The 25,236-nt window shown below is 70.0% G+C and carries 22 protein-coding genes; 15 read left to right on the forward strand and 7 right to left on the reverse strand.

What is annotated here, in order from left to right:
• Positions 1-88 precede the first annotated feature (88 nt).
• The 4 genes from ACIRDX_RS01860 to ACIRDX_RS01875 all read left to right on the forward strand — a co-directional run bounded on the left by ACIRDX_RS01860 (position 89) and on the right by ACIRDX_RS01875 (position 5,056).
• A complete protein-coding gene (locus tag ACIRDX_RS01860; protein ID WP_396623698.1) occupies positions 89-1,504 on the forward strand; it encodes an MBOAT family O-acyltransferase in 1,416 nt (471 codons plus the stop codon).
• Between the two features lie 54 nt (positions 1,505-1,558).
• Positions 1,559-2,533 (forward strand): hypothetical protein, encoded by a 975-nt coding sequence (locus ACIRDX_RS01865; protein ID WP_396623699.1) that lies wholly within the window; start codon positions 1,559-1,561, stop codon positions 2,531-2,533.
• 81 nt (positions 2,534-2,614) lie between these two features.
• Entirely contained in the window at positions 2,615-3,673 is a 1,059-nt protein-coding gene (locus ACIRDX_RS01870) for a P1 family peptidase (protein WP_396623700.1), read from the forward strand.
• A 6-nt stretch (positions 3,674-3,679) separates the two neighbouring features.
• Positions 3,680-5,056 carry a sodium:solute symporter family protein gene (locus ACIRDX_RS01875; RefSeq protein ID WP_396623701.1) on the forward strand — a complete coding sequence of 459 codons (1,377 nt, stop codon included), beginning with the start codon at positions 3,680-3,682 and terminating at the stop codon, positions 5,054-5,056.
• Between the two features lie 17 nt (positions 5,057-5,073).
• On the opposite strand, the gene ACIRDX_RS01880 is transcribed toward ACIRDX_RS01875, so the two are convergent.
• On the reverse strand, positions 5,074-6,120 hold the full coding sequence (locus ACIRDX_RS01880) for an HD domain-containing phosphohydrolase (RefSeq protein WP_396623702.1): 1,047 nt from the start codon (positions 6,118-6,120) through the stop codon (positions 5,074-5,076).
• 107 nt (positions 6,121-6,227) lie between these two features.
• Here ACIRDX_RS01880 and ACIRDX_RS01885 point away from each other — a divergent pair, with 107 nt between their 5' ends.
• From ACIRDX_RS01885 to fahA, 4 genes are all read left to right on the forward strand, one after another.
• Positions 6,228-7,388: a glycosyltransferase gene (locus tag ACIRDX_RS01885; RefSeq protein ID WP_396623703.1), complete on the forward strand. Its 1,161-nt coding sequence runs from the start codon at positions 6,228-6,230 to the stop codon at positions 7,386-7,388.
• 86 nt (positions 7,389-7,474) lie between these two features.
• Positions 7,475-8,563: a 4-hydroxyphenylpyruvate dioxygenase gene (gene hppD, locus ACIRDX_RS01890; protein ID WP_396623704.1), complete on the forward strand. Its 1,089-nt coding sequence runs from the start codon at positions 7,475-7,477 to the stop codon at positions 8,561-8,563.
• 10 nt (positions 8,564-8,573) lie between these two features.
• On the forward strand, positions 8,574-9,602 hold the full coding sequence (locus ACIRDX_RS01895; RefSeq protein WP_396623705.1) for a hypothetical protein: 1,029 nt from the start codon (positions 8,574-8,576) through the stop codon (positions 9,600-9,602).
• 133 nt (positions 9,603-9,735) lie between these two features.
• Positions 9,736-11,031 (forward strand): fumarylacetoacetase, encoded by a 1,296-nt coding sequence (fahA, locus tag ACIRDX_RS01900; protein WP_396623706.1) that lies wholly within the window; start codon positions 9,736-9,738, stop codon positions 11,029-11,031.
• Between the two features lie 31 nt (positions 11,032-11,062).
• Here fahA and ACIRDX_RS01905 read toward each other — a convergent pair whose 3' ends face one another.
• Positions 11,063-12,379: a nucleotide sugar dehydrogenase gene (locus ACIRDX_RS01905; protein ID WP_396623707.1), complete on the reverse strand. Its 1,317-nt coding sequence runs from the start codon at positions 12,377-12,379 to the stop codon at positions 11,063-11,065.
• 209 nt (positions 12,380-12,588) lie between these two features.
• On the opposite strand from ACIRDX_RS01905, the gene wecB reads away from it, so the two are divergent.
• Positions 12,589-13,680 (forward strand): non-hydrolyzing UDP-N-acetylglucosamine 2-epimerase, encoded by a 1,092-nt coding sequence (gene wecB / locus ACIRDX_RS01910; protein WP_396623708.1) that lies wholly within the window; start codon positions 12,589-12,591, stop codon positions 13,678-13,680.
• A 28-nt stretch (positions 13,681-13,708) separates the two neighbouring features.
• Here the strand turns inward: wecB and ACIRDX_RS01915 are convergent, their stop codons facing one another.
• The 3 genes from ACIRDX_RS01915 to rfbA are packed head-to-tail and all read right to left on the reverse strand — an operon-like array spanning position 13,709 to position 16,047.
• Positions 13,709-14,584: an XrtA system polysaccharide deacetylase gene (locus ACIRDX_RS01915; protein WP_396623709.1), complete on the reverse strand. Its 876-nt coding sequence runs from the start codon at positions 14,582-14,584 to the stop codon at positions 13,709-13,711.
• Positions 14,585-14,638: 54 nt separating this feature from the next.
• A complete protein-coding gene (gene rfbC, locus ACIRDX_RS01920; RefSeq protein ID WP_396623710.1) occupies positions 14,639-15,172 on the reverse strand; it encodes a dTDP-4-dehydrorhamnose 3,5-epimerase in 534 nt (177 codons plus the stop codon).
• Between the two features lie 2 nt (positions 15,173-15,174).
• Positions 15,175-16,047: a glucose-1-phosphate thymidylyltransferase RfbA gene (gene rfbA, locus ACIRDX_RS01925; protein WP_396623711.1), complete on the reverse strand. Its 873-nt coding sequence runs from the start codon at positions 16,045-16,047 to the stop codon at positions 15,175-15,177.
• Positions 16,048-16,253: 206 nt separating this feature from the next.
• On the opposite strand from rfbA, the gene ACIRDX_RS01930 reads away from it, so the two are divergent.
• The 6 genes from ACIRDX_RS01930 to ACIRDX_RS01955 are packed head-to-tail and all read left to right on the forward strand — an operon-like array spanning position 16,254 to position 22,818.
• Positions 16,254-16,472, forward strand: a complete 219-nt coding sequence (locus tag ACIRDX_RS01930; protein WP_396623712.1) for a hypothetical protein — start codon at positions 16,254-16,256, stop codon at positions 16,470-16,472.
• A 59-nt stretch (positions 16,473-16,531) separates the two neighbouring features.
• Positions 16,532-18,355 (forward strand): TIGR03790 family protein, encoded by a 1,824-nt coding sequence (locus ACIRDX_RS01935; RefSeq protein ID WP_396623713.1) that lies wholly within the window; start codon positions 16,532-16,534, stop codon positions 18,353-18,355.
• Positions 18,352-18,999 carry a YdcF family protein gene (locus ACIRDX_RS01940; RefSeq protein WP_396623714.1) on the forward strand — a complete coding sequence of 216 codons (648 nt, stop codon included), beginning with the start codon at positions 18,352-18,354 and terminating at the stop codon, positions 18,997-18,999. The genes ACIRDX_RS01935 and ACIRDX_RS01940 overlap by 4 nt, the downstream gene beginning before the upstream one ends.
• Before the next feature lie 51 nt (positions 19,000-19,050).
• The gene (locus ACIRDX_RS01945; RefSeq protein ID WP_396623715.1) at positions 19,051-21,318 is read left to right on the forward strand and encodes a tetratricopeptide repeat protein; all 2,268 of its coding nucleotides are present in this window, start codon (positions 19,051-19,053) and stop codon (positions 21,316-21,318) included.
• A gap of 46 nt (positions 21,319-21,364) precedes the next feature.
• Positions 21,365-22,204, forward strand: a complete 840-nt coding sequence (locus tag ACIRDX_RS01950) for an exosortase/archaeosortase family protein (protein WP_396623716.1) — start codon at positions 21,365-21,367, stop codon at positions 22,202-22,204.
• Positions 22,201-22,818 (forward strand): hypothetical protein, encoded by a 618-nt coding sequence (locus ACIRDX_RS01955; protein WP_396623717.1) that lies wholly within the window; start codon positions 22,201-22,203, stop codon positions 22,816-22,818. Before ACIRDX_RS01950 ends, ACIRDX_RS01955 begins: the two co-directional genes overlap by 4 nt.
• A gap of 9 nt (positions 22,819-22,827) precedes the next feature.
• Here ACIRDX_RS01955 and ACIRDX_RS01960 read toward each other — a convergent pair whose 3' ends face one another.
• Positions 22,828-23,916 (reverse strand): NAD(P)-dependent oxidoreductase, encoded by a 1,089-nt coding sequence (locus ACIRDX_RS01960; RefSeq protein ID WP_396623718.1) that lies wholly within the window; start codon positions 23,914-23,916, stop codon positions 22,828-22,830.
• Positions 23,917-25,218: a hypothetical protein gene (locus tag ACIRDX_RS01965; protein WP_396623719.1), complete on the reverse strand. Its 1,302-nt coding sequence runs from the start codon at positions 25,216-25,218 to the stop codon at positions 23,917-23,919.
• Positions 25,219-25,236 lie beyond the last annotated feature (18 nt).

A 25,236-nucleotide genomic window follows, 5' to 3' on the forward strand; every position in this document is an offset into this window, starting at 1 on the left:
CGATGGTAATGAGCCATGCGTCGCTTGTCCATGCTCCCCCGGGGGTGTGGGTCGCGGCGCACGACCCCGACGACTCCCCCGAACCCGCGTGAACTTCGTCTCCTACGCCTTCGCGGCGCTCCTGCTCATCGTCTGCCTCGCGCGCCTCACGGTGGGGCGGCGCAAGGTCGAACCGGTGTACGTCTGGGTGCTGCTCGTGGCCAGCCTGGTCTTCTACGGCTGGCACATCCCGTCGTACCTCTGGGTCCTGCTGGTCTCGGCGGGCATCGACTTCCAGGCCGCGCTGGCCCTCGAGCGCCCCGGCCGGTCCGACAGGGCCCGCAAGGCCATCCTGGCCGTCTCCCTCGGGACGAACCTCGGCCTGCTGGCCTTCTTCAAGTATTTCGGCTTCGCGATCGACAACCTCCAGTGGGCCTCCGAGCGACTCGGCCTGGGCTTCGACCGGCCGACGTGGTCGGTCGTGCTGCCGATGGGCATCAGCTTCTACACGTTCCAGTCGATGAGCTACACCATCGACGTGTACCGGCGCGAGCTGCGCGCGCTGACGAGCGTGCGGGACTTCGTGCTCTTCATCGCGTTCTTCCCGCAGCTGGTGGCCGGCCCGATCGTGCGGGCGTCGGAGTTCCTGCCGCAGATGCCGCGCGTGCGCCGCATCCACTGGCCCGTCGTGGCGTCCGGTCTCGCGTTGATCGTGGAAGGCTACTTCCTGAAGATGGTGTGCGCCGACAACCTCGCCACCTACGTCGACAAGTACTGGGAGCAGGGGTACCGGGTGGATGGCAACAGCGTCGTCATGCTGTGGCTCGCCCTCCTGTTCAGCGGCCAGATCTTCTGCGACTTCGCGGGGTACTCGCAGATTGCCCGAGGCTGCGCCTACCTGCTCGGGTACCAGCTCCCCCTGAATTTCCGCAGCCCCTACATCGCCGGGTCGTTCAAGAATTTCTGGGAGCGCTGGCACATCACGTTGTCGCGGTGGCTGCGCGACTACCTGTACGTGCCGCTCGGGGGCAACCGCGTCTCCCCGCGGCGGACCTACGTGAACCTGCTCGTGGTGATGCTGCTCGGAGGGCTGTGGCACGGCGCGGCATGGACGTACGTGGTCTGGGGCGCGTTGCACGGCACCGCGTTGGCCGTCGAGCGCTGGCTGGGCCTGCACCGGGACTTGGAGCGACGGCCATGGTGGCTGCGCGTCGGCTGGGGAGTCGTGGTGCAGGGGGTCGTGCTGGTCGCCTGGGTGTTCTTCCGCAGCGCGTCCTTCGAGGGGGCCGTGCAGTTCCTGCGCAACGTCGCGCGGCTCGAGCCGGCGACGCTCAATCAGGAGATGTGGACCGCGCTGGCCTTCCTCGTGCCGATCGCCATCGCGCACGCGTGGACGTGGCTCGTGGAGCGCGACTGGGTCGCGCCCCTGACGCCGGGGCGGCGCGCCGTGCTCACGGGGGTGCTCGTGTACGGCATCCTCATCGCGTACGGCAGCTCGAACGCCTTCATCTACTTCCAGTTCTGAGGTGAGGGCCGGCTCGGCGGTTCGGCCGGACCGACTGGCCACAGTATCCTGCTGATGATGACGCTTCGAGACCGGACGGCCGTGCGGGCGATGCTCCTGGCCCTGGCGACCTTTGCCTTCTGCGTTTTCGGGGGCTGGGGCCTCTGGAAGTCCAGCGCGCTGCGCCGGTTCGACCTGGACATCGCGACGGCGTCGCCCGCCCCGCCCGATCACTACCTGGCCCACGACCGTGGTGGCCACGTCGACCACCACGTGCTCTTCCACGGGCTCGACGAGGCCACGCTGCGGCACCTCCGGCAGGCCGACGTGCTGCTGGTGGGCAACTCGCGCCTGATGTTCGCGCTGCGGGGCGACGCCCTGCGACGCTACTTCACGGCACGGGGGCTCCGCCCCTTCGCCCTCGGCTTCGGGCACGAGGAGCAGCACCGGTTTCCGCTCGAGGTGATGACCCGGCACGGCCTGCGTCCGAAGGTCGTGCTCGCCAACGTGGACAACTTCTTCGGGGGCGTGACGTCGCCGTGGGGCGAGCGCGTGCTGGCGGATACGGCCTTCGATGCCCGCAAGACGGCCTTCGAGGCCAACGCGTCACATGTGGTGCGACGGACCCTGCACCGGGTGGTGCCGCACGTGCCCGACCTCGTCGCAGGCGAGCGCGAGTTCGTCATCTACCGCGCCGAGCGCGACGGGTCGTGGTTCATCGCGACCGATTTCGGTGACGGCTCCAGGCTGCGAGCCTTCCACTACGGGCATGACCTCGTGCGGCCGCACAATCTCCAGCTCGCCCGGGCCTTCAAGGAGGCCGTCGAAGCAGCGGGGGGGCGGCTGGTGTTCGTGCTGGTGCCCGGCCCCGACGTCTCGATGACCCACGCCCGGATGCTGGCCGACATGGTCGGCGTGCCGCTCGTGGCGCCAGAAGTGGCCGACCTGCGCACGATGGACGGCTCGCACCTCACCGATGAGAGCGCGGAGCGCTACGCCGCCGTGTTCTTCCAGCACCTGGATCCGGTGCTCGATGCCCTGTTGCGGTAGTGCGCCGGAACGACGGGCGGGCGCGGCACCTCCATCGTGCATCGACGGCCACCCGCGGGGCAGGCGCAGTACCATGACCACGTGCGCACAGCAGGCTGGGCCGCAGCAACGGTGGCGCTGGTGACGACCACCCTCCTCGGGGCACAGGGTGCGGCACCGGCACGCCCGATGAACGGCACGCTGACCGACGTCGACGGCCTGCTCGTGGGCCACGCCGTGCGGAGCGAGCGACCCACGGGGTGCACCGTGGTGGTGGCCCGCGCGGGCGCGATCGCCGGTGTCGACGTCCGTGGCGCCGCGCCAGGCACGCGCGAAACAGACCTGCTGCATCCCCTCAACACGGTCGAGCAGGTGCACGCCGTGGTGTTGTCGGGCGGCAGCGCCTTCGGCCTCGACGTTGCCACCGGCGTGATGTCCTGGCTCGAAGGGCAGGGCATCGGCTTCCCCGTGGGCGACCTCCGCGTGCCGATCGTGCCTGCCGCCATCCTGTTCGACCTCGGCGTCGGCGACGGGCGTATCAGGCCCGATGCGGCCTGTGGGCGCGAGGCGGCGGCCTCGGCGTCGCGCGCTCCCGTGCCGCAGGGCAACGTCGGCGCGGGCGCCGGCGCCACCGTGGGCAAGCTGTACGGCATGGCGCGCGCGATGAAGGGCGGTCTCGGCAGCGCGTCGCTCCTCCTGCCCGACGGCACGGTGGTGGCCGCGCTCGTCGCGGTCAACGCCCGAGGCGACGTGATCGATCCCGCCACCGGCGCCGTGGTCGCGGGCGTGCGCACCGAGGACGGGCGACGCCTCGCCGATGCTCGCGCCCTGGTCCGGCGCGGTCTGCCGACGCCGGGCGCGCCCGGCGAGAACACGACGCTCGGGATCGTCGCCACCAATGCGACCCTGACGAAGGTGCAGGCCAGCCTGGTCGCGCGCATGGCGCACGATGGGTTCGCACGCGCCATCTCGCCCGTGCACACCCCCATGGACGGCGACACGATCTTCGCGCTGGCCACCGGGCAGCGCGCCGGTGCCGTCGACGTCGGCCTCATCGGCGCCGTCGCCGCCGACGTGATGGCGCAGGCCATCGTCAACGCCGTGCGCCAGGCCGAGGCGCTGCCCTCGCTCCCGTCGGCGCGCAGTCTCGGCCAGCCCTAGTCCCGCATGCTGATCGGTTTCCTGCTCGCGTACGCGGCCGGCCTCATCCTCCTCGGATGGTGGTCGTCGCGCCACGTCACCGCGTCGGAGTTCTTCGTCGCAGGACGACGGCTGTCGCCGGCCCTGCTGGCGGGCACGTTGATCGCGGCCAACATCGGCGCCGGGTCCACCGTCGGCGCGGCCGGTCTCGGCTATCGCGATGGCATCGCCGCATGGTGGTGGGTCGGATCGGCGGGGCTCGGGTCGATCGTCCTGGCGCTGGTGGTCGGCCCGCGCATCTGGCGCCTCGCGGCCGCCGGCGATCACCGCACGCTCGGCGACTACCTGCACGCCCGGTTCGGGTCGGAGGTGCGCGGCCTGATGGCGGTGCTGCTCTGGGTGGGATCCCTGGCGATTCTCGCCGCCCAGTTGATCGCGCTCGCCGGCCTCCTGGAAGCGGTTGCGGGCGTCCCGAGGGCCTGGGGCTGCGTGATCGGCGGGGTAGTGAGCACGCTGTACTTCGCGACGGGGGGACTGCTCTCGTCAGCGATGGTCAATGCCGTGCAGGTGGTGGTGCTCGTGGGTGGTCTCGCACTGGCGATTCCCTGGACCTGGCCGGCGGCAGGCCTTGCCGCGGCGTTGCCGGCCTCCGTGCCCGCCGGCTACTGGCAGCCGCTGTCGAGCGGGCCCAGTGGCATCGCGTATCTGGCCCTGCTCGGGCCCTCCTTCATCGTGTCGCCGGGACTCGTGCAGAAGGTCTACGGCGCCCGCGACGAGCGGACCGTGCGGATCGGCGTGCTGGCCAACGCGCTCGTCCTGCTGGTCTTCGCGGCGATTCCGCCCGTGCTCGGCATGCTGGCCCGGGTGAGTCATCCCGACCTGGCCAACCACGAACTCGCGCTGCCCGTGATGCTGCGCGACGACCTGCCCGCATGGCTCGGGGCGCTGGCCCTGGCCGCGCTGTTCTCGGCCGAGGTGAGCACCGCCGACGCCGTCCTGTTCATGCTCTCGACCTCGCTGGCGCGCGACCTGTACGCCGGTCACGTGCGGCCGCAGGCCACGCAGGTGCAGCAACTGCGCGTGGCGCGTCTCGCCTCCCTCGTGAGCGGGGCGCTCGGCGTCGGCGTCGCCATCTGGGCGGGGAGCATCGTCAAGTCGCTCTCGCTGTTCTACAGCGTGCTGAGCGCCGGCCTGTTCGTGCCCGTCGTGGCTGGCCTGTTGCTGCCGAGGGTCGGGCGCACGCATGCGCTCACCGCCATGGTGACCGGTGTCGCCGTGACGGCGTTGATGCACGTCGCGACGCGCGGCGCGGGCGCCTGGCAACTGGCGCCGGTCGTGTGGGGGCTGGCGGCGTCGGGCGCCTCACTGCTGTTGGCGCTGGCGCTGGTTCGGCCCCGGGCCTGAGCGTCAGCCGGGAGGTCTCAGAACAGCCGGTCGTGCCGGGCCACCGCTGCGAAGGCGATCACCACTTCAGGATCGAAGGCGAAGCCGGCTTCATCCCTGATGTAGCCCAACGCCTCGTCGCGGCGCTCGTGCGCGGGTGCGCCGTGGGGGTGGGTCATCGCGTCGAAGACGTCCGCCACATGCGTGATGCGCCCGGCGAGGGGGATGTCGCCGCCCGCGAGGCCAGACGGGTAGCCGGTGCCGTCCCAGCGCTCGTGATGGGTGAGGGCGATGTCCTCGGCCGTGCGCAGCAGGGCGCCCTGGCTGCCCGAGAGGATGTCGGCGCCGATCACGGTGTGCCGCTTCATCTCCTCGAACTCCGCTGGCGTCAGCGGTCCCGGCTTGAGGAGGATGGCGTCGCGAATCCCGATCTTTCCGACGTCGTGGAGCGGGGCCGCTCGCTCGATGGTGAGCACGGTGTCGCCGGCCAGCCCCAGCTCACGAGCGATGGCGCCCGACACGCGTCCCACACGGCGGGTGTGCTCGCCCGTGTTGTCGTCGCGGAACTCGGCGGCCAGCGCCAGGCGTTCGAGGATCTCGACGCGGGCGATTTCCAGCTTGCGCGTGCGTTCCTGCACCGTCGCCTCGAGGCCACGGTTGTGCCGGTCGAGCTGCAGGTACAGGAACCGCGTGGTGAGCAGGTTGCGGATCCGGAGCAGGGCCTCGACCGCGTCGAACGGCTTGTTCAGGAAGTCGCGCGCCCCGGCGCCGAGCGCTCGCTGCCGCACTTCGACGCTCAGGTCCGCCGTGACCACGAGGATCGGCAGGTAGCGCTCCGCGTTCAGCCGGTCCTGCAGTTGCTGCATCACGCCGAACCCGTCGAGGCCGGGCATGTGGAGGTCGAGCAGGATCAGGTCGGGGCTGACCTGCTGGACGAGTGCCGCCACCTGCTCCGGGGCCGTGGTGGAGTACAGCCGGTGGTAGCCCGCCGACGTGAGGAGCCGCTCGAGCAGGCGGATGTTGGGGGCCTGATCGTCGACGATCAGGATGCGGGCGCGCGTGATCGGCTCGGTCAGCGTCGGCACGGTCGGCAGTATAGACCGCGCGCCAGGTCCCGGGGAGGCCCGGCCGGGGCGCCCCGCGTGCGGCCCAGCCGTGCGTCCGCCTGGCGTGTCGGCGCGTCCGAAGAGGCATGACCTGGCTGGCGGCGCTCACGTTCGTGCTCTTCCTGGGCGCCATGGTCGACGTCGGTTTCGGCATGCGGCGCCTCCGTCGGCTGGATGCGCAGCCGCCGCGTCACGACGGCGACTGGCCGTCCGTGTCGGTGGTCATTCCGGCGCGGAACGAGGAACTACATCTCGCCGAGGCCCTGCAGTCGGTGCTTGCCCTCGACTATCCCCGGATCGATGTGCTGGTGGTGGACGACCGGTCCACCGACGCGACGCCCCGGATCCTCGCCGACCTGTCGCGCCGACACCCGAGGCTCCGGACCCTCTCGGTGACGGACCTTCCGGCGGGCTGGATGGGCAAGAACCACGCGCTGGCACTCGGCTCGGGCCGGACCACCGGCGACCTGCTGTTGTTCACGGACGCCGACGTGGTCCTTGCGCCGGACGCCCTGCGGCGCGCCGTGGCCATCCTCGAGGCCGACGCGCTCGACCACCTGGCTGTCGCCCCTCGCATCGTGGCCCGGAGTTTTCCACTTCGCTGCATGGTGGCCACCTTCGGGCTGTACTTCACCCTGTTCGCTCGCCCCTGGCGCGTCGCCGTGGCCGGGACGCGCGAGTCGATCGGCATCGGCGCCTTCAACCTGGTGCGCCGACGTACGTACGACGCCATCGGCACCCACGCACGCGTTCGGATGGCGCCAGACGACGACCTGCAACTGGGACGTGCGATCAAGCACGACGGACATCGCCAGGCACTCGCGCTCTCGGGCGGCCTCGTGCAGGTCGAGTGGTACGCGTCGGTCCGCGAACTCGTGGCGGGCCTGATGAAGAACGCCTTCGCCGGCCTCGACTACCGGGTGAGCGCGGTGGCTGGAGCGGTGATCGCGCTCCTGACGATCAACGTCTGGCCATTCGTGGCGCTCGGTGTCGTGTCCGGCCTCGCCTGGTGGCTGAACCTGTCCGTGACCCTGGCGGCCGTGGCCCTGTTCGTGCTGCACACGCGGATGTATGGTGCGCGGGGCGAGGAGGTCGTCCTGTACCCGCTGGCGACGCTCCTGTTCTGCTGGATCCTCGTCCGAGCCGCCTGGATGGCGCTGTGGACCGGCGGCATCGAGTGGCGCGGCCGGCACTACCCGCTGGCCGAGATCCGGGCAGCCCGCGCGTCGGCCACGCCTCCCGCCTGAGCGCCGGGCCCCAGGGCTGGTCCCGCCTTGGTCGTGCTATATCCTTATGACTTGATTAGTCGCTGTTTTGAGTCGAAAGGCCCGACGTGCCCAACAACCCTCTGCGCCTGAAGAGCATCCACCACGTGAAGTACGTGGTGGGCAACGCCAAGCAAGCCGCCTTCTACTACCGGAAGGCCTTCGGCTTCTCGCAGTTCGCCTACGCTGGCCTCGAGACCGGCAGCCGCGACCTCGCGTGCTATGCCCTCGAGCAGGGACGGGCGCGCCTCCTCCTGGTCACACCCTACCGCTCGAACTCGCCGGAAGCGGCGCACCTTCACGCCCACGGCGACGCCATCATCGACATCGCCTTTCACGTGGACGACGCGGACGCGGCCTTCCACGAGGCGCTGCGCCGCGGGGCAGAGCCGGCGATCGCGCCGCGCACGCTCACCGACGAGCACGGCAGCGTCCGCCACGCCGCCATCAAGACGTACGGCGACACGATTCACTCGTTCTACGGCTTCGGGAGCTACACCGGGCCGTTCCTGCCCGGGTACGTGTCGCGTCCGGTCGCCGGCCAGAATGTGGGGATCCTGCGCATCGATCACATGGTCGGCAACGTCGAACTCGGCCGGATGGATCACTGGGCGCAGTGGTACTCGGACGTCCTCGGATTCGCGCGCTTCATCTCGTTCGACGACAAGGACATCTCGACCGAGTACAGCGCGCTCATGAGCATCGTCATGAGCGACGACTCCCACGCCATCAAGTTCCCGCTCAACGAGCCGGCGGCGGGGCGGCGCAAGAGCCAGATCGACGAGTATCTCGACTTCTACGGCGGGCCGGGTGTGCAGCACGTGGCGCTTCTCACGCAGGACATCGCGCACACGGTGTCGGCGCTGCGCGCCAACGGCGTCGAGTTCCTGAACGTGCCCGATTCCTACTACGACCTGCTGCCGTCCCGAGTGGGCGTGATCGACGAGGAACTCGACCTGATCAGGTCGATGCGCATCCTCGTGGATCGCGATGAGGAGGGCTACCTGCTGCAGTTGTTCTCGCGTCCCGTCGAGGACCGGCCCACCGTGTTCTACGAGATCATCCAGCGCAAGGGCAGCCGTGGCTTCGGCAAGGGCAATTTCCGGGCCCTGTTCGAGGCGATCGAGCGCGAACAGGCCGTTCGCGGAAACCTGTAGAATCACGCCGGTGCTCCGCTCACACGCGCTGCTCGCCGGTCTGTTCGACTATGCGGGGCTCTTCCCGCCCGCGTCACAGTCTCTCGAGGACGCCCTGGCCAGCTACGCGCGATACAGCGCCTCGCGCGATGGCTGGATGCTGGGGCGGTTCGTGGTGCCTGCGGCGCAGCTCGACGCCGTGAGCGCGGCGGCGGTTCGCCACCTGCCCACGGGCGACGCCACTGCGTCGTGGCGCTTCAGCGCGCTCGGCGGCTCCGACCCGCAGACAGACGCGGCGCAGGTCAGCGCCTTCAACGGTCGCCATGCGGATGCCGCCCATGGTGCCGCCATCGTCGACACCTTCGAGCTGAAGGTGACCAGCGTCGAGGACGTGCGGTCCGCGCGTGCGTGGGCCAGTCGCGGCTTCGAGGTGTATTGCGAGGTGCCGCTGGGCGTCGACACGGAGCGCCTGCTCGACGCCATCGCGCACGCCGGCCTGCACGCGAAGCTGCGGATGGGCGGCACCACGGTCGGCAGCGTGCCGCAGGCCGACGCCGTCGCCGAGTTCCTGTGCGGGTGCGTGACGCGCGGCGTGGTGTCCAAGGCCACCGCAGGCCTGCACCATGCGCTCACCGGGCGGCATGCGCCGTGGCACGAGACGGAGGTCGGACCGGATGTCCGGCGTGGTGCCGAGGGCGGGCCGGTCGTCCCGCAGGGCGCGCAGGGAGGGCCGGTTGTCCCAACCCGGCCCATCGAGGTCACCGGCTCGATGTTCGGCTTCCTGAATCTCGTGCTCGCGGCGGGCATCGTCGAGGGGGCGGGGCGGGCGGCGGCGCAGAGCGCGGAGGTCTGCGCCACCGTGGCGCACCTGCTCACGGTGTCGACGGCGCCGACATGGCTCGGCCACTCGGTGTTCGAGTGGCGTGGTGATCACGGTCCGGTCGTCGAGGGCCCACTCGAACAGTTCGCCGTGTCGGGACGGGCGCTGGTGCGCAGCATCGGCACCTGCTCCTTCGAGGAGCCCATCGCCGACGCTCGTCGGATCGGGTTGCTCGCATGAGCGCAGCCCACGCAGGCGCCAGGCCGAGAGCCAGGCGCGGCCACACTGCCGACTGCCGACTGCCGACTGCCGAGGCGGTGACCTCGACTCGTTGCACTGCCGACTGCCGACCGCCGACTGCCGAGGCTGTCCAGTGATCGACCACACCCACGATCCGCTTTCGCAGTCCTGGCTCGATGAGCCGTCAGGCGCCGGCGATGGATTCGCGCTGCAGGTCCTGCCGTTCGGCGTGTTCACCACGCGGGGCCACGACACGCCTCGGCTGGGCGTCGCGATTGGCGGGTACGTGCTGGATCTGCCCGCGGCGCTGCATGCCGGGCTTGTCGATGACCTCGACGGCAGCCTCAAGCCCGCGCTCCGTGCCCCGACGCTGAACGCGCTGCTGGCGCTGCGCCCCGCGCTATGGACCTCGTTACGCCATCGCGTGTACGCGCTGCTCGTCGACGATGCCGGTGGATGGCGGGGCGCCCGCGACCTCGTCCGCGAATGTCTCGTGCCGACCGGGGCGGCGTCGATGCACCTGCCGGTCGCCGTGGGTGACTATACGGACTTCTACGCGTCGCGCCATCACGCCACCAACGTCGGCACGATGCTGCGACCAGACCAGCCGCTGTTCCCGAACTACGTCCATGTGCCGATCGGCTATCACGGCCGGGCGTCGTCCATTGTCGTGAGCGGCACGCCGGTGCGGCGCCCGGCGGGGCAGTGGCTACCGCCTGGGGCGGCCGCGCCGGTGTTCGGCCCGTCGCAGCGCCTCGACTACGAACTCGAGGTCGGCCTCGTGATTGGCGGCGAGAACACGCTCGGCGAGCCGGTCCCGATTGCACGGGCGCTGGAGCGCGTGTTCGGGGTGGTGTTGCTGAACGACTGGTCGGCGCGCGACGTCCAGGCCTGGGAGTACCAGCCGCTCGGGCCGTTCCTCGCCAAGAACTTCGCGACGTCGATCTCGGCGTGGGTGGTGCCGCTCGAGGCGCTGGCGCCGCGTCGCGTTGCCTCGGCACCTCGCGACGTCGACGATCCGCCCGTGCTGTCGTACCTCTGGGATGCCGACGATCAGGCGCGCGGGGCGATCGATCTCGACCTCGAGGTCACGCTGCAGACCGCTCGCATGCGCGATCTCGAGCACCAGCCCGAGCACGTCAGCGCGAGTAACATGCGTGACCTGCTGTGGACGCCGGCGCAACTGGTGGCGCACCACACGAGCAATGGCTGCAACCTGCGACCCGGCGACCTGCTGGGGACCGGGACCGTCTCGGGGGCACGTCCGGGCGCGCGGGGCTGCCTGCTGGAGCGGACCTGGCGGGGGACCGAGCCGCTGGCGCTGTCGTCCGGGGAGACGCGCCGGTTCCTCGAGGACGGGGACCGGGTGGAGTTCCGGGGCCTGCCCGGGATGACCTGCGGCGGGGAGATTCGCGCGACGGACGGCTGACCGCCCGTCGCGCCCTGCTGCCGGCGCCTGGCTAGGCGCGGACGACGGTGACGGGCCCGGCCGGGTTGGCCTTGACGATGTTGCGCGTGTCGATCACCAGAGACACACCTTCGTACAGTGCCGCGTCCTTGAACTGGGTGTGAGCGGTCGAGACGAGCAGCGCATCGTAGCTGCGGAACGTCGCGTTGTCGCACGGCACCGACGAGAGGTTCAGCGAGTGCCGGCGCCCGTGCCGGGCGTGCGGGAAGTAGGGATCGCAGTAGTCGACGTGCGCGCCCTTGTCCTGCAGGTACTCGATCAGCTCGTACGACGGCGACTCGCGGTCGTCGTCGATGTTCTCCTTGTAGCTGAGGCCGAGCACGAGAATGCGTGAGCCCTTCACGCTCTTCTCGGCGTCGTTCAGGGCGTCGGCGACCTTGCTGACCACGTAGCGCGGCATCGAGGTGTTGACCTCGCCGGCCAGTTCGATGAACCGGGTCCACATGCCGTACTCGGAGGCCTTCCACGACAGGTAGAAGGGATCGAGCGGGATGCAGTGACCGCCGAGACCGGGGCCCGGGTAGAACGGCGTGAAGCCGAACGGCTTGGTCTTGGCCGCCTCGATCACTTCCCACACGTTGATGCCCATGCGGTCGAAGGTGATCTTGAGCTCGTTGACCAGCGCGATGTTGATCGAGCGGAAGACGTTCTCGAGCAACTTGGACGACTCGGCCACGCGGGCCGAGGAGACGGCCACGACCTTGTCGACGCCAGCGGCGTAGAGGGCCACGGCCGCGTCGGTCGAGGGCTCGTTGACGCCGCCGACGACCTTGGGAATCGTCTTGGTGTTGAAGTGCGCGTTGCCCGGATCCTCGCGTTCCGGCGAGAACGCCAGGAGGAAATCGTCGGGGCACTTCAGGCCGGTGGTCTCGAGGAGGGGCAGGACCTCCTCGTCGGTCGTCCCGGGGTAGGTGGTCGACTCGAGGACGACCAACTGGCCCTTGCGCAGGCGCGGGGCGATGGCCTTGGCCGTGTTGTGGATGTACGACAGGTCGGGTTCCCGGTGCGTACCGAGCGGGGTCGGCACGCAGATCAGGATGGCGTCGCAGTCGCGCAACTGGTCGAAGTCGGTCGTGGCGGAGAACCGCCCCCGGTCGATCGACGCCTTGACGCGATCCCCGCCGATGTGACGGATGTAGGACTCGCCGCGATTGAGGGCGTCGACCTTCTTCGGGTCGAGGTCGAAGCCGCGGACGGTGAAGCCCGCTTCCTCGAAGACGAGCGCGAGAGGCAGTCCGACGTAGCCCTGGCCGATGATGCCGACGACCGCCGACCGGTCGCTGATGCGCGAAAGCAGTTGCTGATTCATGGACGATTGGCGTCTGGGGATCGACTCGCGGGCACGGGGCCACGCGCGCCCCAAGGGTACCAGAGGTGGGGAGATCCGTGGAGCATGGCGCCCGGCATGGCGTCCGGGACAGCGCGGCCGCGTGGCGGCCCGGCCGGTTCCGCCGCCGCGCTGGGTTACAGTGGTCGCGCGCCGAGCCCCACCTGCCTCGGCGCAGGACAGACCGACCAATGCGTGTGACGTGCATCGTGGGCGCCAGGCCCAACTTCATGAAGGTCGCCCCGATCCTCGCGGCCATGCGACCGTTCGACACCATCGCCGCCCGCCTCGTCCACACCGGGCAGCACTACGACGAGCGGATGTCGACGCTGTTCTTCCGGGAACTGGGCCTGCCGCAACCTGATGCCTATCTCGGTGTCGGATCCGGCTCGCACGCGGTGCAGACGGCGCGTGTCATGGAGCTGTTCGACGCCGACCTGGACCAGCATCCGGCCGACGTCGTGCTCGTGGTGGGCGACGTCAACTCGACGATCGCCTGTGCGCTCGTCGCGGCCAAGCGCAACATCCGCGTGGCCCACGTGGAGGCCGGCCTGCGCAGCCGTGATCGGCAGATGCCCGAAGAGGTCAACCGGATCCTGACCGACCAGATCTCGGACTGGCTGTTCACCAGCGAGCGGTCGGCGCTCGACAACCTGGTGGCCGAGGGCATCGAGCCCGCGCGGGTCCACTTCGTCGGCAACGTGATGATCGACACGCTGGTCACGCATCGCGCGGCGGCGGCGGCCCGGCCGGTGCTGGCCACCCTCGGGCTCGCGCCGAAGCAGTACGCGATCATCACGCTGCATCGCCCGAGCAACGTGGACACCCTGGAGGCGGCGGCCAACACCGTGCAGGCCATCGAGGCCGTGGCGGCGCGCCTGCCGACCGTGATCCCCTTCCACCCCCGCACGTCGAGCAAGTTGCAGCAGTTCGGGCTGCTGGAGCGCGTGACGTCGCTGCCGGGCGTGCAGGTCGTCGAGCCCCAGGGCTATCTCGACTTCCTGTGCCTCATGGACCACGCGGCACTCGTGTTCACCGACTCGGGGGGGATCCAGGAAGAGACGACGGCGCTGGGCGTGCCCTGCCTGACGTTCCGTGATTCCACCGAGCGCCCCATCACCGTTACCGAGGGCACCAACGTGCTGCTCGGGACGAGTGCGGCGGCGGTCCCGGCGGCGGTCGACGCCGCACTGCAGGGACGCCGCGGTGCGCGCATCCCGGAGTACTGGGATGGCCGGGCCTCCGAGCGGATCGTGGCAGTGCTGGCCGGCGCGCCTGCGTGAGGCCGCTGCCGCCAGCGCGGCGGGCGCCTCAGGCGAGCGTGTGCGTGGGCAGGGGGCCCATGGTCGCGACGACGTCGGCGACCGTGGTGAACGGGAACTCGTCGATCAGGCGGGTGAGTCGGCCCATCGTGCGCCCCAGGTTGCCGTAGTGGCGCAGCCGTGTGGCGAGTCCGACCGGCAGGCGGGGTTGCTCGGTGTCGATCTCCCACGGGTGCAGGTAGAAGATGGCCGACCGGCCCTCATGCGTGTTCAGGCGCCGGATGCCGGCGCGGGTCCACCCGTACGGTAGGAGCCGGAAGTACCCGCCGCCGGCGACGGCCAGGTTCTGGCCAGCGACATGGACCGTCGAGGGCGGGACTTCCTGCAGCGTGCCGGCTGGCCGCGTGAGCGTGTAGGCGTGCCGCGGGGCATCAGGGATCCCGTAGCGATCGTGATGGACGGGGAACACGCTCGCGTCGTACGTGTAGCCCTCCTCGAGCAGGATGTCGAGGGCCCACAGCGACTGCCTGGTGATGCTGAAGCTCGGCGCGCGGTACCCCTGCACCGCGGTCCCCGCGAGGTCCTCCAGGACCTGCTTGCTGCGCCGCACATCGTCGCGGAACGCCTCGGGCGACAGGCTGTAGACGATCTGGTGCCAGTAGCCGTGCGAGGCGACTTCGTGGCCGGCCGCCGCGATCTCGCGGACGAGGCCCGGATAGCGGTCGGCCACCCACCCCAGGACGAAGAAGGTCGCGGTCATCCGCCGGGACGCGAAGAGCTCGAGGAGCGCCTGCGTGGTCGGCACCACGCGACTCGGCAGCGAGTCCCACCGATCGCGCGGGGCCACGGCCTCGAGGGCGCTCGCGTGGAAGTACTCCTCCACGTCGATGGACATCGCGTTCACGGGGCGGGCAGGGGCAGGCACGGCTGGTCGCTATTGTCGTCCGACGTCAGGAAGCGCGGCAAACGAAACCTGACGTCAGCGGCCAGCGAGCGGGAGCGGCGGGTGGCGCGTGTCGCGGTCCGACAGCACGGGGACGTCGATGGGCCACGGGATGCCGAGCACGGGATCGTTCCACATCACGCCGCCCTCGTCGGTCGGGTCGTAGACGTCGGTGCACTTGTACTCGACCTGCGCGACGTCGCTGATCACGCAGAACCCGTGGGCGTAACCTGGAGGCACGTAGATCTGCCGGAAGTCGTCGGCCGAGAGCGTCACGCCCACCCACTGCCCGTAGGTCGGTGAGCCTGGCGTCACGTCGGCGGCCACGTCGTAGATCGCGCCCTCGATGGCCCGCACCAGCTTGCCCTGGGGGCGGGTGCGCTGGAAGTGCAGCCCGCGCAGCGTGCCCTTGCGGGACCGCGAGTGGTTGTCTTGCACGAAGGGGAGGGCGAGGCCGGCCTCGGCGTACCGGGCCGCGTGGTAGGTCTCGAGGAAGAAGCCGCGCTCGTCGCGGAACACGCGCGGTTCGATGATGAGGACGCCCGGCAGCGCCGTGGTGAGGACCTGCATGGTCAGCGCCCCTGCGCCACCAGGCGCAGCAGGTACTGGCCGTACGAGTTCTTGCGCATCGGCGACGCGATGCGCTCGACCTGCGCGGCATCGATGTAACCCATCCGCCAGGCGATCTCCTCGACGCAGGCCAGCATGAGGCCCTGCCGTTCCTCGATGGTCTGGACGAACAGCGACGCCTGGAGCAGCGACTCGTGCGTGCCCGTGTCCAGCCACGCGTAGCCGCGCCCGAAGCGCTCGACATGCAGCGCGCCGCGTTCCAGGTACACCCGGTTCACGTCGGTGATCTCGAGTTCGCCGCGCGGCGACGGCTTCAGGTCCGCCGCGATGTCCAGGACCGCGTTGTCGTAGAAGTACAGGCCGGTGACGGCCCAGTTGGACCGGGGCGCGGCGGGTTTCTCCTCGAGGCTCAGCGCGCGCCCGTCCGGTCCGAACTCGACGACGCCGTAGCGCTCGGGGTCGCGGACCTCGTAGCCGAACACGGTGGCCCCGGCCGTGCGCGCCGCGGCGGCTTGCAGCACGTCGGGCAGGCCGTGCCCATAGAAGATGTTGTCGCCGAGGGCCAGGGCGACGCGCCGGGTGCCCACGAAGTCGCGCCCGATGAGGAAGGCCTGGGCCAGGCCGTCGGGACTGGGCTGGACGGCGTAGCGGAGCGTGATGCCGAGTTCGGCCCCGTCGCCCAGCAGACGGGCGAAGCTGCCGGCGTCCTCCGGGGTCGTGATGATCAGGATGTCGCGGATGCCCGCCAGCATGAGGGTCGCCAGCGGGTAATAGATCATGGGCTTGTTGTAGACCGGGACCAACTGCTTGCACACCCCACGCGTGACGGGGTAGAGCCGGGTCCCCGATCCGCCGGCGAGGATGATGCCGGACAAGCCAGTCTCGTGACCCGCCTGCGAGTCGCCTTGCCGCGCCTCTGGGGTGAAGGTATTTGTCATGGTGACTTTAGTTGGCGCCGATGGAGACCTGTGATCGGTTCATCATCCCAGCGGGCGCGCAAATGCTAGCGAAAGCCAACGATTGGTGTCCACGGGGCATTGCGGTACGCACTTTGCTTACCTTATTGCCGCGGCCATACGCAATGGACATCCACTTCATTTCCTCGCTCACCCCTGACGATGAGGACCGGCTCGCCCCGGCGCTGCTCGAAGCGCTGAAGCCGATGCTCGGCCTGATGCCCATCGCCTACACCATCCGCATCAAGACAGCCAGCAACACAGTCTACCAACACACCAGGACCGAACTGGAGCCACCGGACGCGGCTGACGATTACGAGGCCGCCGAGACGAGCGGCGGCTGAGGGAGCGTCCCCGCTGCGCTATCGTAGGCAGGAGGCGGGCCTGTCCGCCCTGGAGGCTCATGTCCCTGCGTACTCTGTGTGGCCTGACGTTCGCGTGCCTGCTGTGCGCCTCGGGCACTGCCGACGCGGCCCGTCGCGACGTCCTGCTGGTGGTCAACCGACAGGCGCCTGACGGCGCCGCGGTGGCCGACGCGTACAGGACCCGCCGTGACGTGCCGGCCGACCACGTGGTCGTCATCGACGTCCCAGTGACCGACGTCGTGTCGAGGGCTGACTACGCGGCGCGCATCGAAGCGCCGATCAGGGGGTGGATCGAGACCCGGGCCGCCCACGACGACATCATCCACATCGTCCTCACCCGCGGCGTGCCGCTGAAGGTGGGGGCCGAGCCGCAGGGGCGGATGCCTCTCGGCAGCGTCGACTCCAACCTGGCCCTGCTCTACCGTCGCCTGACGGGCGCGACCGTCGGCCCCGGTCCCATCCCGAACCCGTTGTTCATCGAACGGCCGACAGCCGATGGCGTCTGGCCGGCCTTCGATCGGGCCCGTCATGATCTCTATCTCGTCAGTCGCCTCGACGGCTTCACGCCGGAGGACGCCCTGGCGCTGGTCGGTCGATGTGGTCCGGCGCCCGCGCAGGTGCGCGTCGTCCTCGATGCCCGGCCACCCGGAGCCGGGCCCGAGCACCAGTGGTGGCCGGCGGCCGCCGAGCGCCTGCGGGGCGGGCAACCGGTTCGGGTCGTCGACCTCGACCAGACGGCGACGGCGGTGTCGGGGGGAGCTCCCGTCATCGGGTATTTCGCCTGGGGCGCGGCCGACACGGCGCTGCGCAGCCGGACGCCGCCGGTGGCCTTCGCGCCTGGCGGGATCGGCGCCAGCATGTCGGGCAGCGATGTGCGCACGTTCAAGGAGCCGGCCGCTGGCTGGCAGCCGGGTGGTCCGGCGCAACGCGAGGGGCGACACGAGGGCTCCGGCGACTGGTTGGCCGGCGACTGGGTGCGCGCTGGCGTGACCGGGTGGGCAGGCGCCGTCGCCGACCCCTATCTCGACGGCGTGGCCCGGCCGCACGTCTTTCTGCCCGCCTACCTCGCGGGCCGCTCGCTCGGCGAGGCCTTCGGACTCGCGACGAAGTATCTGGGGTGGCGAACGGTGGTGCTCGGAGACCCCCTGTGCCGACCCTTCGGTGAGGAGCCGCCGCCGGTCACGCTCGAACGGGAAGAGACCTCGGGCCTGACCCGCCCCATGTTCGATCGGCGTGTCGACCAATGGCGGCGACAGGGCAGGGCTCGCACGAACGAGGCCGCCGGGCTTCTGGTAGCGGTGGGCGCTCGTCTGGCGCAGCAGCAGCGGCCGCGTGCGCTCGAGTTGCTCCGCTCGTGGCTGGCGACGCACCCTGACGATCTGGCGGCGCGCCAGTTGCTGGGGCTCAGCCTGGACCCCGTCGCCGAGCGGGCCGAAGCCATCGAGGCCTATCGTGCCGTGCTGGCGGTGGCGCCAGACGATGTGGTGATGAGCAACAACCTGGCCTACGTCCTCGCGTCGAGCAGTGACGGGCGGGCGGAGGCGCTCCAGTTGGCGAGGAAGGCGTACGAGCGGAGCCGCGGCGAGCCGTCGGTGGCCGACACGCTCGGCTGGGTGCTCTATCAGGACGGTCAACTCGAGGAGGCGCAGCGCGTGCTGCAGGAGTCGGTCAGGCGTGCGCCGAGGCTCGTGGACGCCCGCGTGCACCTGGCCCTGGTGCTGCTGAAGCAGGGCACGCAGGATCGCGCGCGGCAGGAATGGCAGGAGGCGGGGACGCTCGACGCCAAGGTCGGGGAGCGGCCGGAATCCGCCCCGCTCCTCGCCGCCTTCGGGCCCGTCGCCAGCGCTGCGCCCCGTCCGTGAGGCGGTGGTCTGTGCCGCGCCGGCGCCAGGCGGCCTGGCTGATCGCCGCGGTGGCGGTGCTGCTCGTCGCCAGCCTGCCGCTCGGGCCCTGGCTGGTGCGCGCCCGCACGGTCGGGGCGCCAGAGGCCATCCTCGTGCTGGGCAGTCATGAACACGAGCGCCTGCCACATGCGGCTCGGCTGGCCCGTCTCTGGTCCGGTGCCCAGGTCTGGCTCACCGAACCCGTCGAGGCGACCCCGTTCAACTGTCAGGACTGCTCACAGCGCACGGCAGCGCTCGGGGTACTCGGCGTGGCCGCTGTCCGGGTCCGGGTCATCGAGCCTCGGGTGAGGAACACGTTCGACGAACTCGAAGCGGCGAAAGCATGGGCCCGGGCGCACGGCGTGCGGCGTGTCCTCGTGGTGACGTCGCCGTACCACACGCGTCGCGTGATCGGACTGCTCTCGGCGGCGGACTGGCTGGCGGATGTCGGTGTCGAGCCGTGTCCGGCGGCAGAGGGAATCGCGTGGCCGTGGTGGAGCGCGCGGTACGACCGCCGATATGTCGTATACGAGCTGGCCGCGATGGCGAGCAACGGGTGGCGCCATGGCATCTGGCCACGCCACTGGTCCGCGGCCGATCGTGGTGGGACAGCCACGATATAGTGTGGTGACACGAACAGCGCGAAGGAGTCGCAGGTGCAGATGATGTCGAGGATGACCGCAGGATTCGGGTGCGTCTTGCTGCTGCTGACGGTCGCCGTCGGGTGTTCGAAGGACCCCGCCGTGGCGCGCCAGGAGTATTTCGACAGCGCGACCCGGTTGATGGCAGAGAAGAAGTACAACGACGCCATCGTCCAGTTGCGCAACGCGCTGAAGGCAGACCCGAAGTTCGGGGAAGCGCGCCTCAAGCTGGCCGAAGCCTATGCAGAGACGGGCGACACGCGTCGAGCGGTGCAGGAGTACGTGCGCGCGGCGGACCTGCTGCCCGGGAGTGCCGACGCGCAGATCAAGGCCGGCAACATCATGCTGCTCGGGGGCCGCTTCGAGGATGCGAAGTCCCGTGCGGAGAAGGCCCTGGCGGCCGACCCCAAGAGCCTGGACGCGCGCATCCTGCTCGGAAACGCGACGGCCGGGTCCAAGGACATCGACGGCGCGCTGAAGGAACTCGAGGAGGCGGTCGCACTCTCGCCGACGGAGAGCCGCGGCTATACGGCACTCGGGGCCATCCAACTCGCCAAGGGGGACCGGGAGGTCGCCGAGGCCACCTTCCGCAAAGCCGTCGAGGTGCAGCCCAACGCGGTCCCCGCGCGGCTGGCCCTGGCCAATTTCCTCTGGAGCACCAACCGTCGCGACGAAGCCGTGGCGGAACTGCAGGCGGCCGCCAAGCTCGAGCCGTCCAACAAGCTCGTCAATCGCGCCCTGGCGACGTTCAATCTGGCCACGGGCAACGCGGCGGCCGCCGAGCCGTACCTCAAGGTGCTTGCGTCCGACCCGAAAGACGTGGCGGCCCAGGTGGCGCTCGGCGACTACTACCTCCGTCTCGAGCGGGTGAAGGAAGCGCGCGACATCTACACCGCCGTCTCCAAGCAGAAGGACGGCTTCGAGCCGGGGCAGCTGAAGCTGGCCGGGATCGCGTTCGGCGAGAGGAATCCCACGGAGGCCTTTCGGCTCATCGACGAGGTGCTCAAGCAGAACCCGAAATCGGTCGAGGCGCTGCTTGTGAAGTCGCGCATCCAGCGGGCTGAAGGCAAGGCCAAGGAGGCGCTCGTGTCGGCCACCGCTGCCACGACGGCGCAGCCCGAATCGGTGGCGGCGCTCTACGAGCGAGGCCTGGTCGAGCTGGACCTGAACATGCTGGCCGAGGGCGTCAAGAGCCTGCGCGAGGCGGTGCGACTCAATCCGAAGGCCGCCGCGATTCACCTCCAGCTCGCCAATGCGCTGTTGAGGCAGCGCGAGTACCCGGCCGCGCTGGTGGCTGCCGAGGATGCACTGCGCAATGCCCCGCAGGATCCAACGGCGCACCTGATGGTGGCGCGCACCCAGATGGCGTCGGGCGACCTGCAGGCGGCCGCGGCGACGATGGTGCCGTTGCAGAAGCAGTTCCCGGATGTCGCGATCGTGTGGAGTCAGCTCGGGTCCCTGCGCCTCCTGCAACGTGACGCGGCCGGGGCCAGGCAGGCGTTCGAGCGGGCGCTGCAACTGCAGCCGGGGCAGATCGACGGCGTGGAGGGCCTCGCGGTCCTCGACGTCGGTGAGCGCAAGCCGGAGCAGGCCGTGGCTCGCATGGAAGCGCTGGTGGCCAAGGAGCCCGACAACGTCAGGTACCTGCAGATTGCCTCGCGCTCGTACATGGCGGTGCGCAGCTTCGACAAGGCGGAAGCCGCGCTGCGGCGGGTCCTGGAGCTCGACAACAACAACCTCGAGACGTACGGCCTGCTCGGGCAGCTGTACCTGATGCAGAACAAGACCGAGCAGGCGCTGAAGGAATACGAGGCGCTGAGCCGGCAACAGCCCACCGCCGTCGGACCGCACACCGTCGCGGCGATGCTGTTGCAGAGCATGAACCGGCTCGACGAGGCGCAGAAGCGCTACGAGCGGGTCATCGAGATCGACAGGGAAGCGCCGGTGGCGGCCAACAACCTCGCGTGGCTGTACGCCGAACGCGGCGGCAACATCGACGTGGCCCTGCAACTCGCGCAGACGGCTCGCCGACGCCTGCCGAACGAGCCGGCGGTCGCCGACACGCTCGGCTGGATCTACGTCAAGAAGCAGCAATACCCGCAAGCCATCCGTGAGCTGGCCGATGCCGTGGCCAAGGAGCCGGAGAACCCCGAGTACCAGTACCACCTGGGTGAGGCCTACCGCGGCAGCGGGGACGTGGCGAAGGCTCGCGCGGCCCTGCAGAAGGCCGTCGCGCGACCGTTCGCCGGGACTGACGCGGCCCGCAAGGCGCTCGCGGCGCTGCCCGCGACCGGCGACTGAGATGGCCGGGACGCTCACCGTGCCCAGTTCCGTCCGTACCCGCCCCATGGCGGATGTACGCCTCTGGCTCGTCCTGGCTGCCGTCGTCGCGCTCTACGCGCCCACCCTGGCGTGGCTGTGGGAGCGCTGGACGATGAGCGTGTGGCACAACGCGCACGGGATGCTGATCCCGGTGGTCGTGGCCTACTTCGTCCGCGACGAACTGGAGCGCTTCGAGGGACCGCCGGAGGAGGGCAGCGCGTGGGGGTTCGTGTGGCTCATCCCCGCGCTCCTGATGCAGATCATCGACGGGGCGATGCACACGCAGTTGTTGTCGGCCGCCTCGATCGTGGTGGCGGCGCCGGGACTGGCGTGGCTCTTCCTCGGCCCGTCACGCGCGCGAGCGATCCTGTTCCCGCTCCTGTTCCTCGCCTTCATGCTGCCCATTCCGCTCGGGGTGACCGAGCGGCTGCACCTGGCGCTGCGGCATCTCACGGCGGCCGGCGTCGAGCATCTCGTGCCGTTGGTCGGTGTGCCGCTGTTCCGGGAAGGACTGACGCTGCACAGCGGTGAGTCGCGCTTGTTCGTCGCCGATGCGTGCAGCGGGTTCTCGACCCTCTACGCTGCGATGACGGTGGCCCTGCTCACGGCCTACTTCTGTCCCGTGGTCTGGCGGCGCCTCCTCGTGGTGGTCGCGGCGGCGCCGATTGCCATCGCCGCCAACATCCTCCGCGTGTCGCTGCTGGTGGTGCTGGTGCGCGTCTACGGCGACGAGGTGCTGGAAACGTGGCTGCACGAAGGGTCGGGCATCCTGACGTTCGTGCTCGCGCTGCCTCTCATCTTCTGGCTCGGGACGCCCCCGCGGACCGCCAGCGACGCGGCCGCGCCCGCGACTCACCCGTCATGACCGTGCTCTCGTCGCGCTACGCCACGCCCGTCCTGGTCCTGCTCGCGCTGGCCCTGGTGCCGACCGTCGTCAACTCGTACGTCGGCCGCAAGGTCGTCGAGGCGCCCCCGGTGGTCGAGCAATTGCCAACGTCACTGGAGGGCTACTCGTCGACGCCGACCGGGCGTCGGCCCAATGCCGTCAGGCGGGAGTTCGACACGGATGACTGGGTCGAGCGCTCGTACAGCCGCAGCGGTGACGACAGCGTTCAGTTGATGGTCGCTCGGTCGTACGACATGAAGCGCTTGTACCATCATCCCGAACTGGCGCTGTCCGAACGCGACTACCCTGAGGAACGCCTCGTCGAAGCGGGGGGAGCGGCCGGGCCGGTGGTCCTGCACGTGCTGGAGGGCGACCCGGACGGCCTGGTGGTCTATGCGCTGCTGTACGGTCGAGAGACCGTGGGGAACCCGTACGTGTTCCAACTCAAGGTCGTGCCTGAGGCCATGCTGACTGGCCGCAGGCCGCTCACGCTGGTCTTCGCGGAGCAGACCGGGCCTTCGAGAGGTCGTGCCGTCGAAGAGACCCCGGCGTTCGCACTCGTGCGCGCGGCCCTGGCCTCGTTGACCAAGTAAGTCCCCGTCTCAGTCGCGCGGCGACTCCCGCTCCGTGGCGAGGACACCGAGCAGTGGCTCGCCCATCGCCAGCCGTCGCACGTTGGCGACGCAGCGGGCCTGAATGTCCTTCCGGTACGCATGCATGTTGCCCGCGATGTGCGGGGTGATGATCAGATTGGGGCAGCCGCGTAACGGATGCCCTCGCCCCGGCGGTTCGCGGTCCAGCACGTCGAGACCGGCGCCTCCGAGGTGGCCTGCGCGCAGGGCTGCCGCCAGCGCGCGGTGATCGACGAGGCTGCCTCGGCTGACGTTGATGAGGACCGCGCCCTCCTTCATGGCGGCAAGGGCCGACCCGTCCATCAGACCTCGGGTTGCGGGAGTGTCTGGCAGACACAACACGACGAAATCCGCGCCCCCGAGAGCCGCGTGCAAGGTCGGCATCGACCGGACGCCGCCAGGCGGTGACGGTGGCTGGTCGCGACCATCCCACGTCACGAGTTCGACCTCGAACGGGTGCAGCAGGGCACAGAGGGTTCGACCTGCGCTGCCAAGGCCAAGGACCGCCACCGTGCGGCCGCGCAGTTCCAGCGGCCGCCGTTCTCGCGCAGGTGCATGCCATGTCCACGTGCGCTGCCGAAGAACCGCGCCGGGAAGCTGACGCGTGAAGGCCAGCATCAGCCCCAGGGCGTGTTCGGCCAAACCGCGGGCCGCGACGCCGGCGGCCGTGCAGATCACGAGGTTGTCCCGCGGCGCCATCCGGCGAGCGGCGTCAGCGCCCGCCGACAAGACATGGAGCAGGCGGAGGCGACGGGCCGACGCCAGGATCCGGGACGAGACGCTGCCCGTCAGGTACACGTCCGCGTCGGGGAGCAGGAGGTCGCGTTCTTCCGGGTGCCGCGACACCCGGAGGTCGATGGCCACCTCCCCGGACAGGGCCGTGAACGCCTCGTGCCAGGAGGCAGCCGTGAAGGAGCCCGGCGCCTCCGCCAGGATGCGCAGGCCGCTGCCGGCCCAGGGCGCACGCTCCGGCGGACGACCGTATCTCCAGCGGTCGCGCAGGCGCCGTGCCAGCTGCTCGGCAGCGTTCCTCCATGGGACGGCTGCGGTGACAGTCACCTAGTCCGCACCCAGGGACGGCAGCTGTTGCCACCGGGAGACTCGCTTGCCGATCTGGGCCCGAGTACGTGCGGCCAGGGCCCGTCCGAACGGTCCCGGGTCGTCATCGGCCCAGAGGGCGAAGCACCCGACGCCCTTGAGGGATCCGACCCAGTCGCGCATCCCGAATCGTCCGAGAGTGCGGTGAGCCCACACGCTCTGCAGGTCGCGGAACTCGTCCAGCCATCGAGCCCCGGCGCGGTAGGACTCGGTCGGGACCGCATGGCCCTCGAAGTCCCGGTGTTGCACGAGAGGGAAGTTCATGCCCGCCGCGGCAGCCAGACCGTTCTGCTGCCAGAGGCGTGGGTTGAGCTCGATCATCCGCCAGACACCGTCGCGTTCGTCTCGCTTGAACTCGATCGAGCCTGGCCCACGCCACCCGATCGCGTCGAAGAAGCGCAGGCCCAACGCCCGCAGTTCCGGATCATTGACGGTTTCCATCAGCGTCCCCACGCCGAAATCGACGGGATACTGCCGAATCTTCCGCATGAGCAGCACGGCCAGCGGCGTGCCGTCCTGCCCGTAGTATGCGCAGACCTTGCAGTGATTGGTGTTGGGGCCGACGATCAGGCTCTGGATCAGCGCGGACTGGCCGGCAGCGAACACGTCCTTGAACAGGCCCACGAGTGCATCGGGTCCTTCCACGCGCAGCGCCTTGTCGCGTCGGTACGTGTGTCGCCAGACGTGCCCGACGGCGGGCTTCACGATCACCGGATAGGTGAGGCTCGGCGCGAGCGCGATGACCTCTTGTAGCGACGTCGGCGAGTGGGTGTCGGCGATGGGCACGCCGACGCGCCGGGCCAGTGCGTACTGCTTCGACTTGTCCATGGCCGTCTCGACGGTGTCGCGGTCGGGCAGGGCCAGGCGCATGCACGGCTCCAGTGCCTCGCGGTTGGCGGACACGAAGCTCACGAAGGCATCGGAGGTCGGATAGACGATGGGCGGAACAGACAGCCGTTGAGCCCTCGAGCGGAGAAACTCGACCAGGTCCGGGGCGTGTGTCATCGGCGACGGACAGACTTCGCTCCGGCAGTAGCCGCTGGCGAAGCCCGGGAGCTCCGGCCGCGCCTCGAACCCGTGCACCTCGATGTCTTGCCTGCCAAGTGCACGAACAACGGCCACACCGGTATCGAAAAGGCCAAGCACGAACGCGCTCGCGACCATTGATGTTCTCCTGACTACTTGTCGATTGTCGGTCCGGGAGGGCCAGCACCGCCCAGAGTGTACCTCTGCCTTGACGTCCGATACGACCTGTCGCGGCATGTGCGGAGCCGGCGAGCT

Origin of the sequence: Luteitalea sp. (assembly GCF_044337415.1) — a bacterium.
In the GTDB taxonomy this organism is placed as follows: Bacteria; Acidobacteriota; Vicinamibacteria; order Vicinamibacterales; family Vicinamibacteraceae; genus Luteitalea.

Coding starts and splice junctions, on each gene's coding strand:
- ACIRDX_RS01965 (WP_396623719.1), bottom strand. CDS start 25,218: ATGCCGCGACAGGTCGTATCGGACGTCAAGGCAGAGGTACACTCTGGG.
- rfbC (WP_396623710.1), bottom strand. CDS start 15,172: ATGCAGGTCCTCACCACGGCGCTGCCGGGCGTCCTCATCATCGAACCG.
- ACIRDX_RS01930 (WP_396623712.1), top strand. CDS start 16,254: ATGGACATCCACTTCATTTCCTCGCTCACCCCTGACGATGAGGACCGG.
- ACIRDX_RS01955 (WP_396623717.1), top strand. CDS start 22,201: ATGACCGTGCTCTCGTCGCGCTACGCCACGCCCGTCCTGGTCCTGCTC.
- ACIRDX_RS01875 (WP_396623701.1), top strand. CDS start 3,680: ATGCTGATCGGTTTCCTGCTCGCGTACGCGGCCGGCCTCATCCTCCTC.
- ACIRDX_RS01885 (WP_396623703.1), top strand. CDS start 6,228: ATGACCTGGCTGGCGGCGCTCACGTTCGTGCTCTTCCTGGGCGCCATG.
- ACIRDX_RS01950 (WP_396623716.1), top strand. CDS start 21,365: ATGGCGGATGTACGCCTCTGGCTCGTCCTGGCTGCCGTCGTCGCGCTC.
- ACIRDX_RS01935 (WP_396623713.1), top strand. CDS start 16,532: ATGTCCCTGCGTACTCTGTGTGGCCTGACGTTCGCGTGCCTGCTGTGC.
- ACIRDX_RS01945 (WP_396623715.1), top strand. CDS start 19,051: ATGACCGCAGGATTCGGGTGCGTCTTGCTGCTGCTGACGGTCGCCGTC.
- ACIRDX_RS01865 (WP_396623699.1), top strand. CDS start 1,559: ATGATGACGCTTCGAGACCGGACGGCCGTGCGGGCGATGCTCCTGGCC.
- ACIRDX_RS01905 (WP_396623707.1), bottom strand. CDS start 12,379: ATGAATCAGCAACTGCTTTCGCGCATCAGCGACCGGTCGGCGGTCGTC.
- wecB (WP_396623708.1), top strand. CDS start 12,589: ATGCGTGTGACGTGCATCGTGGGCGCCAGGCCCAACTTCATGAAGGTC.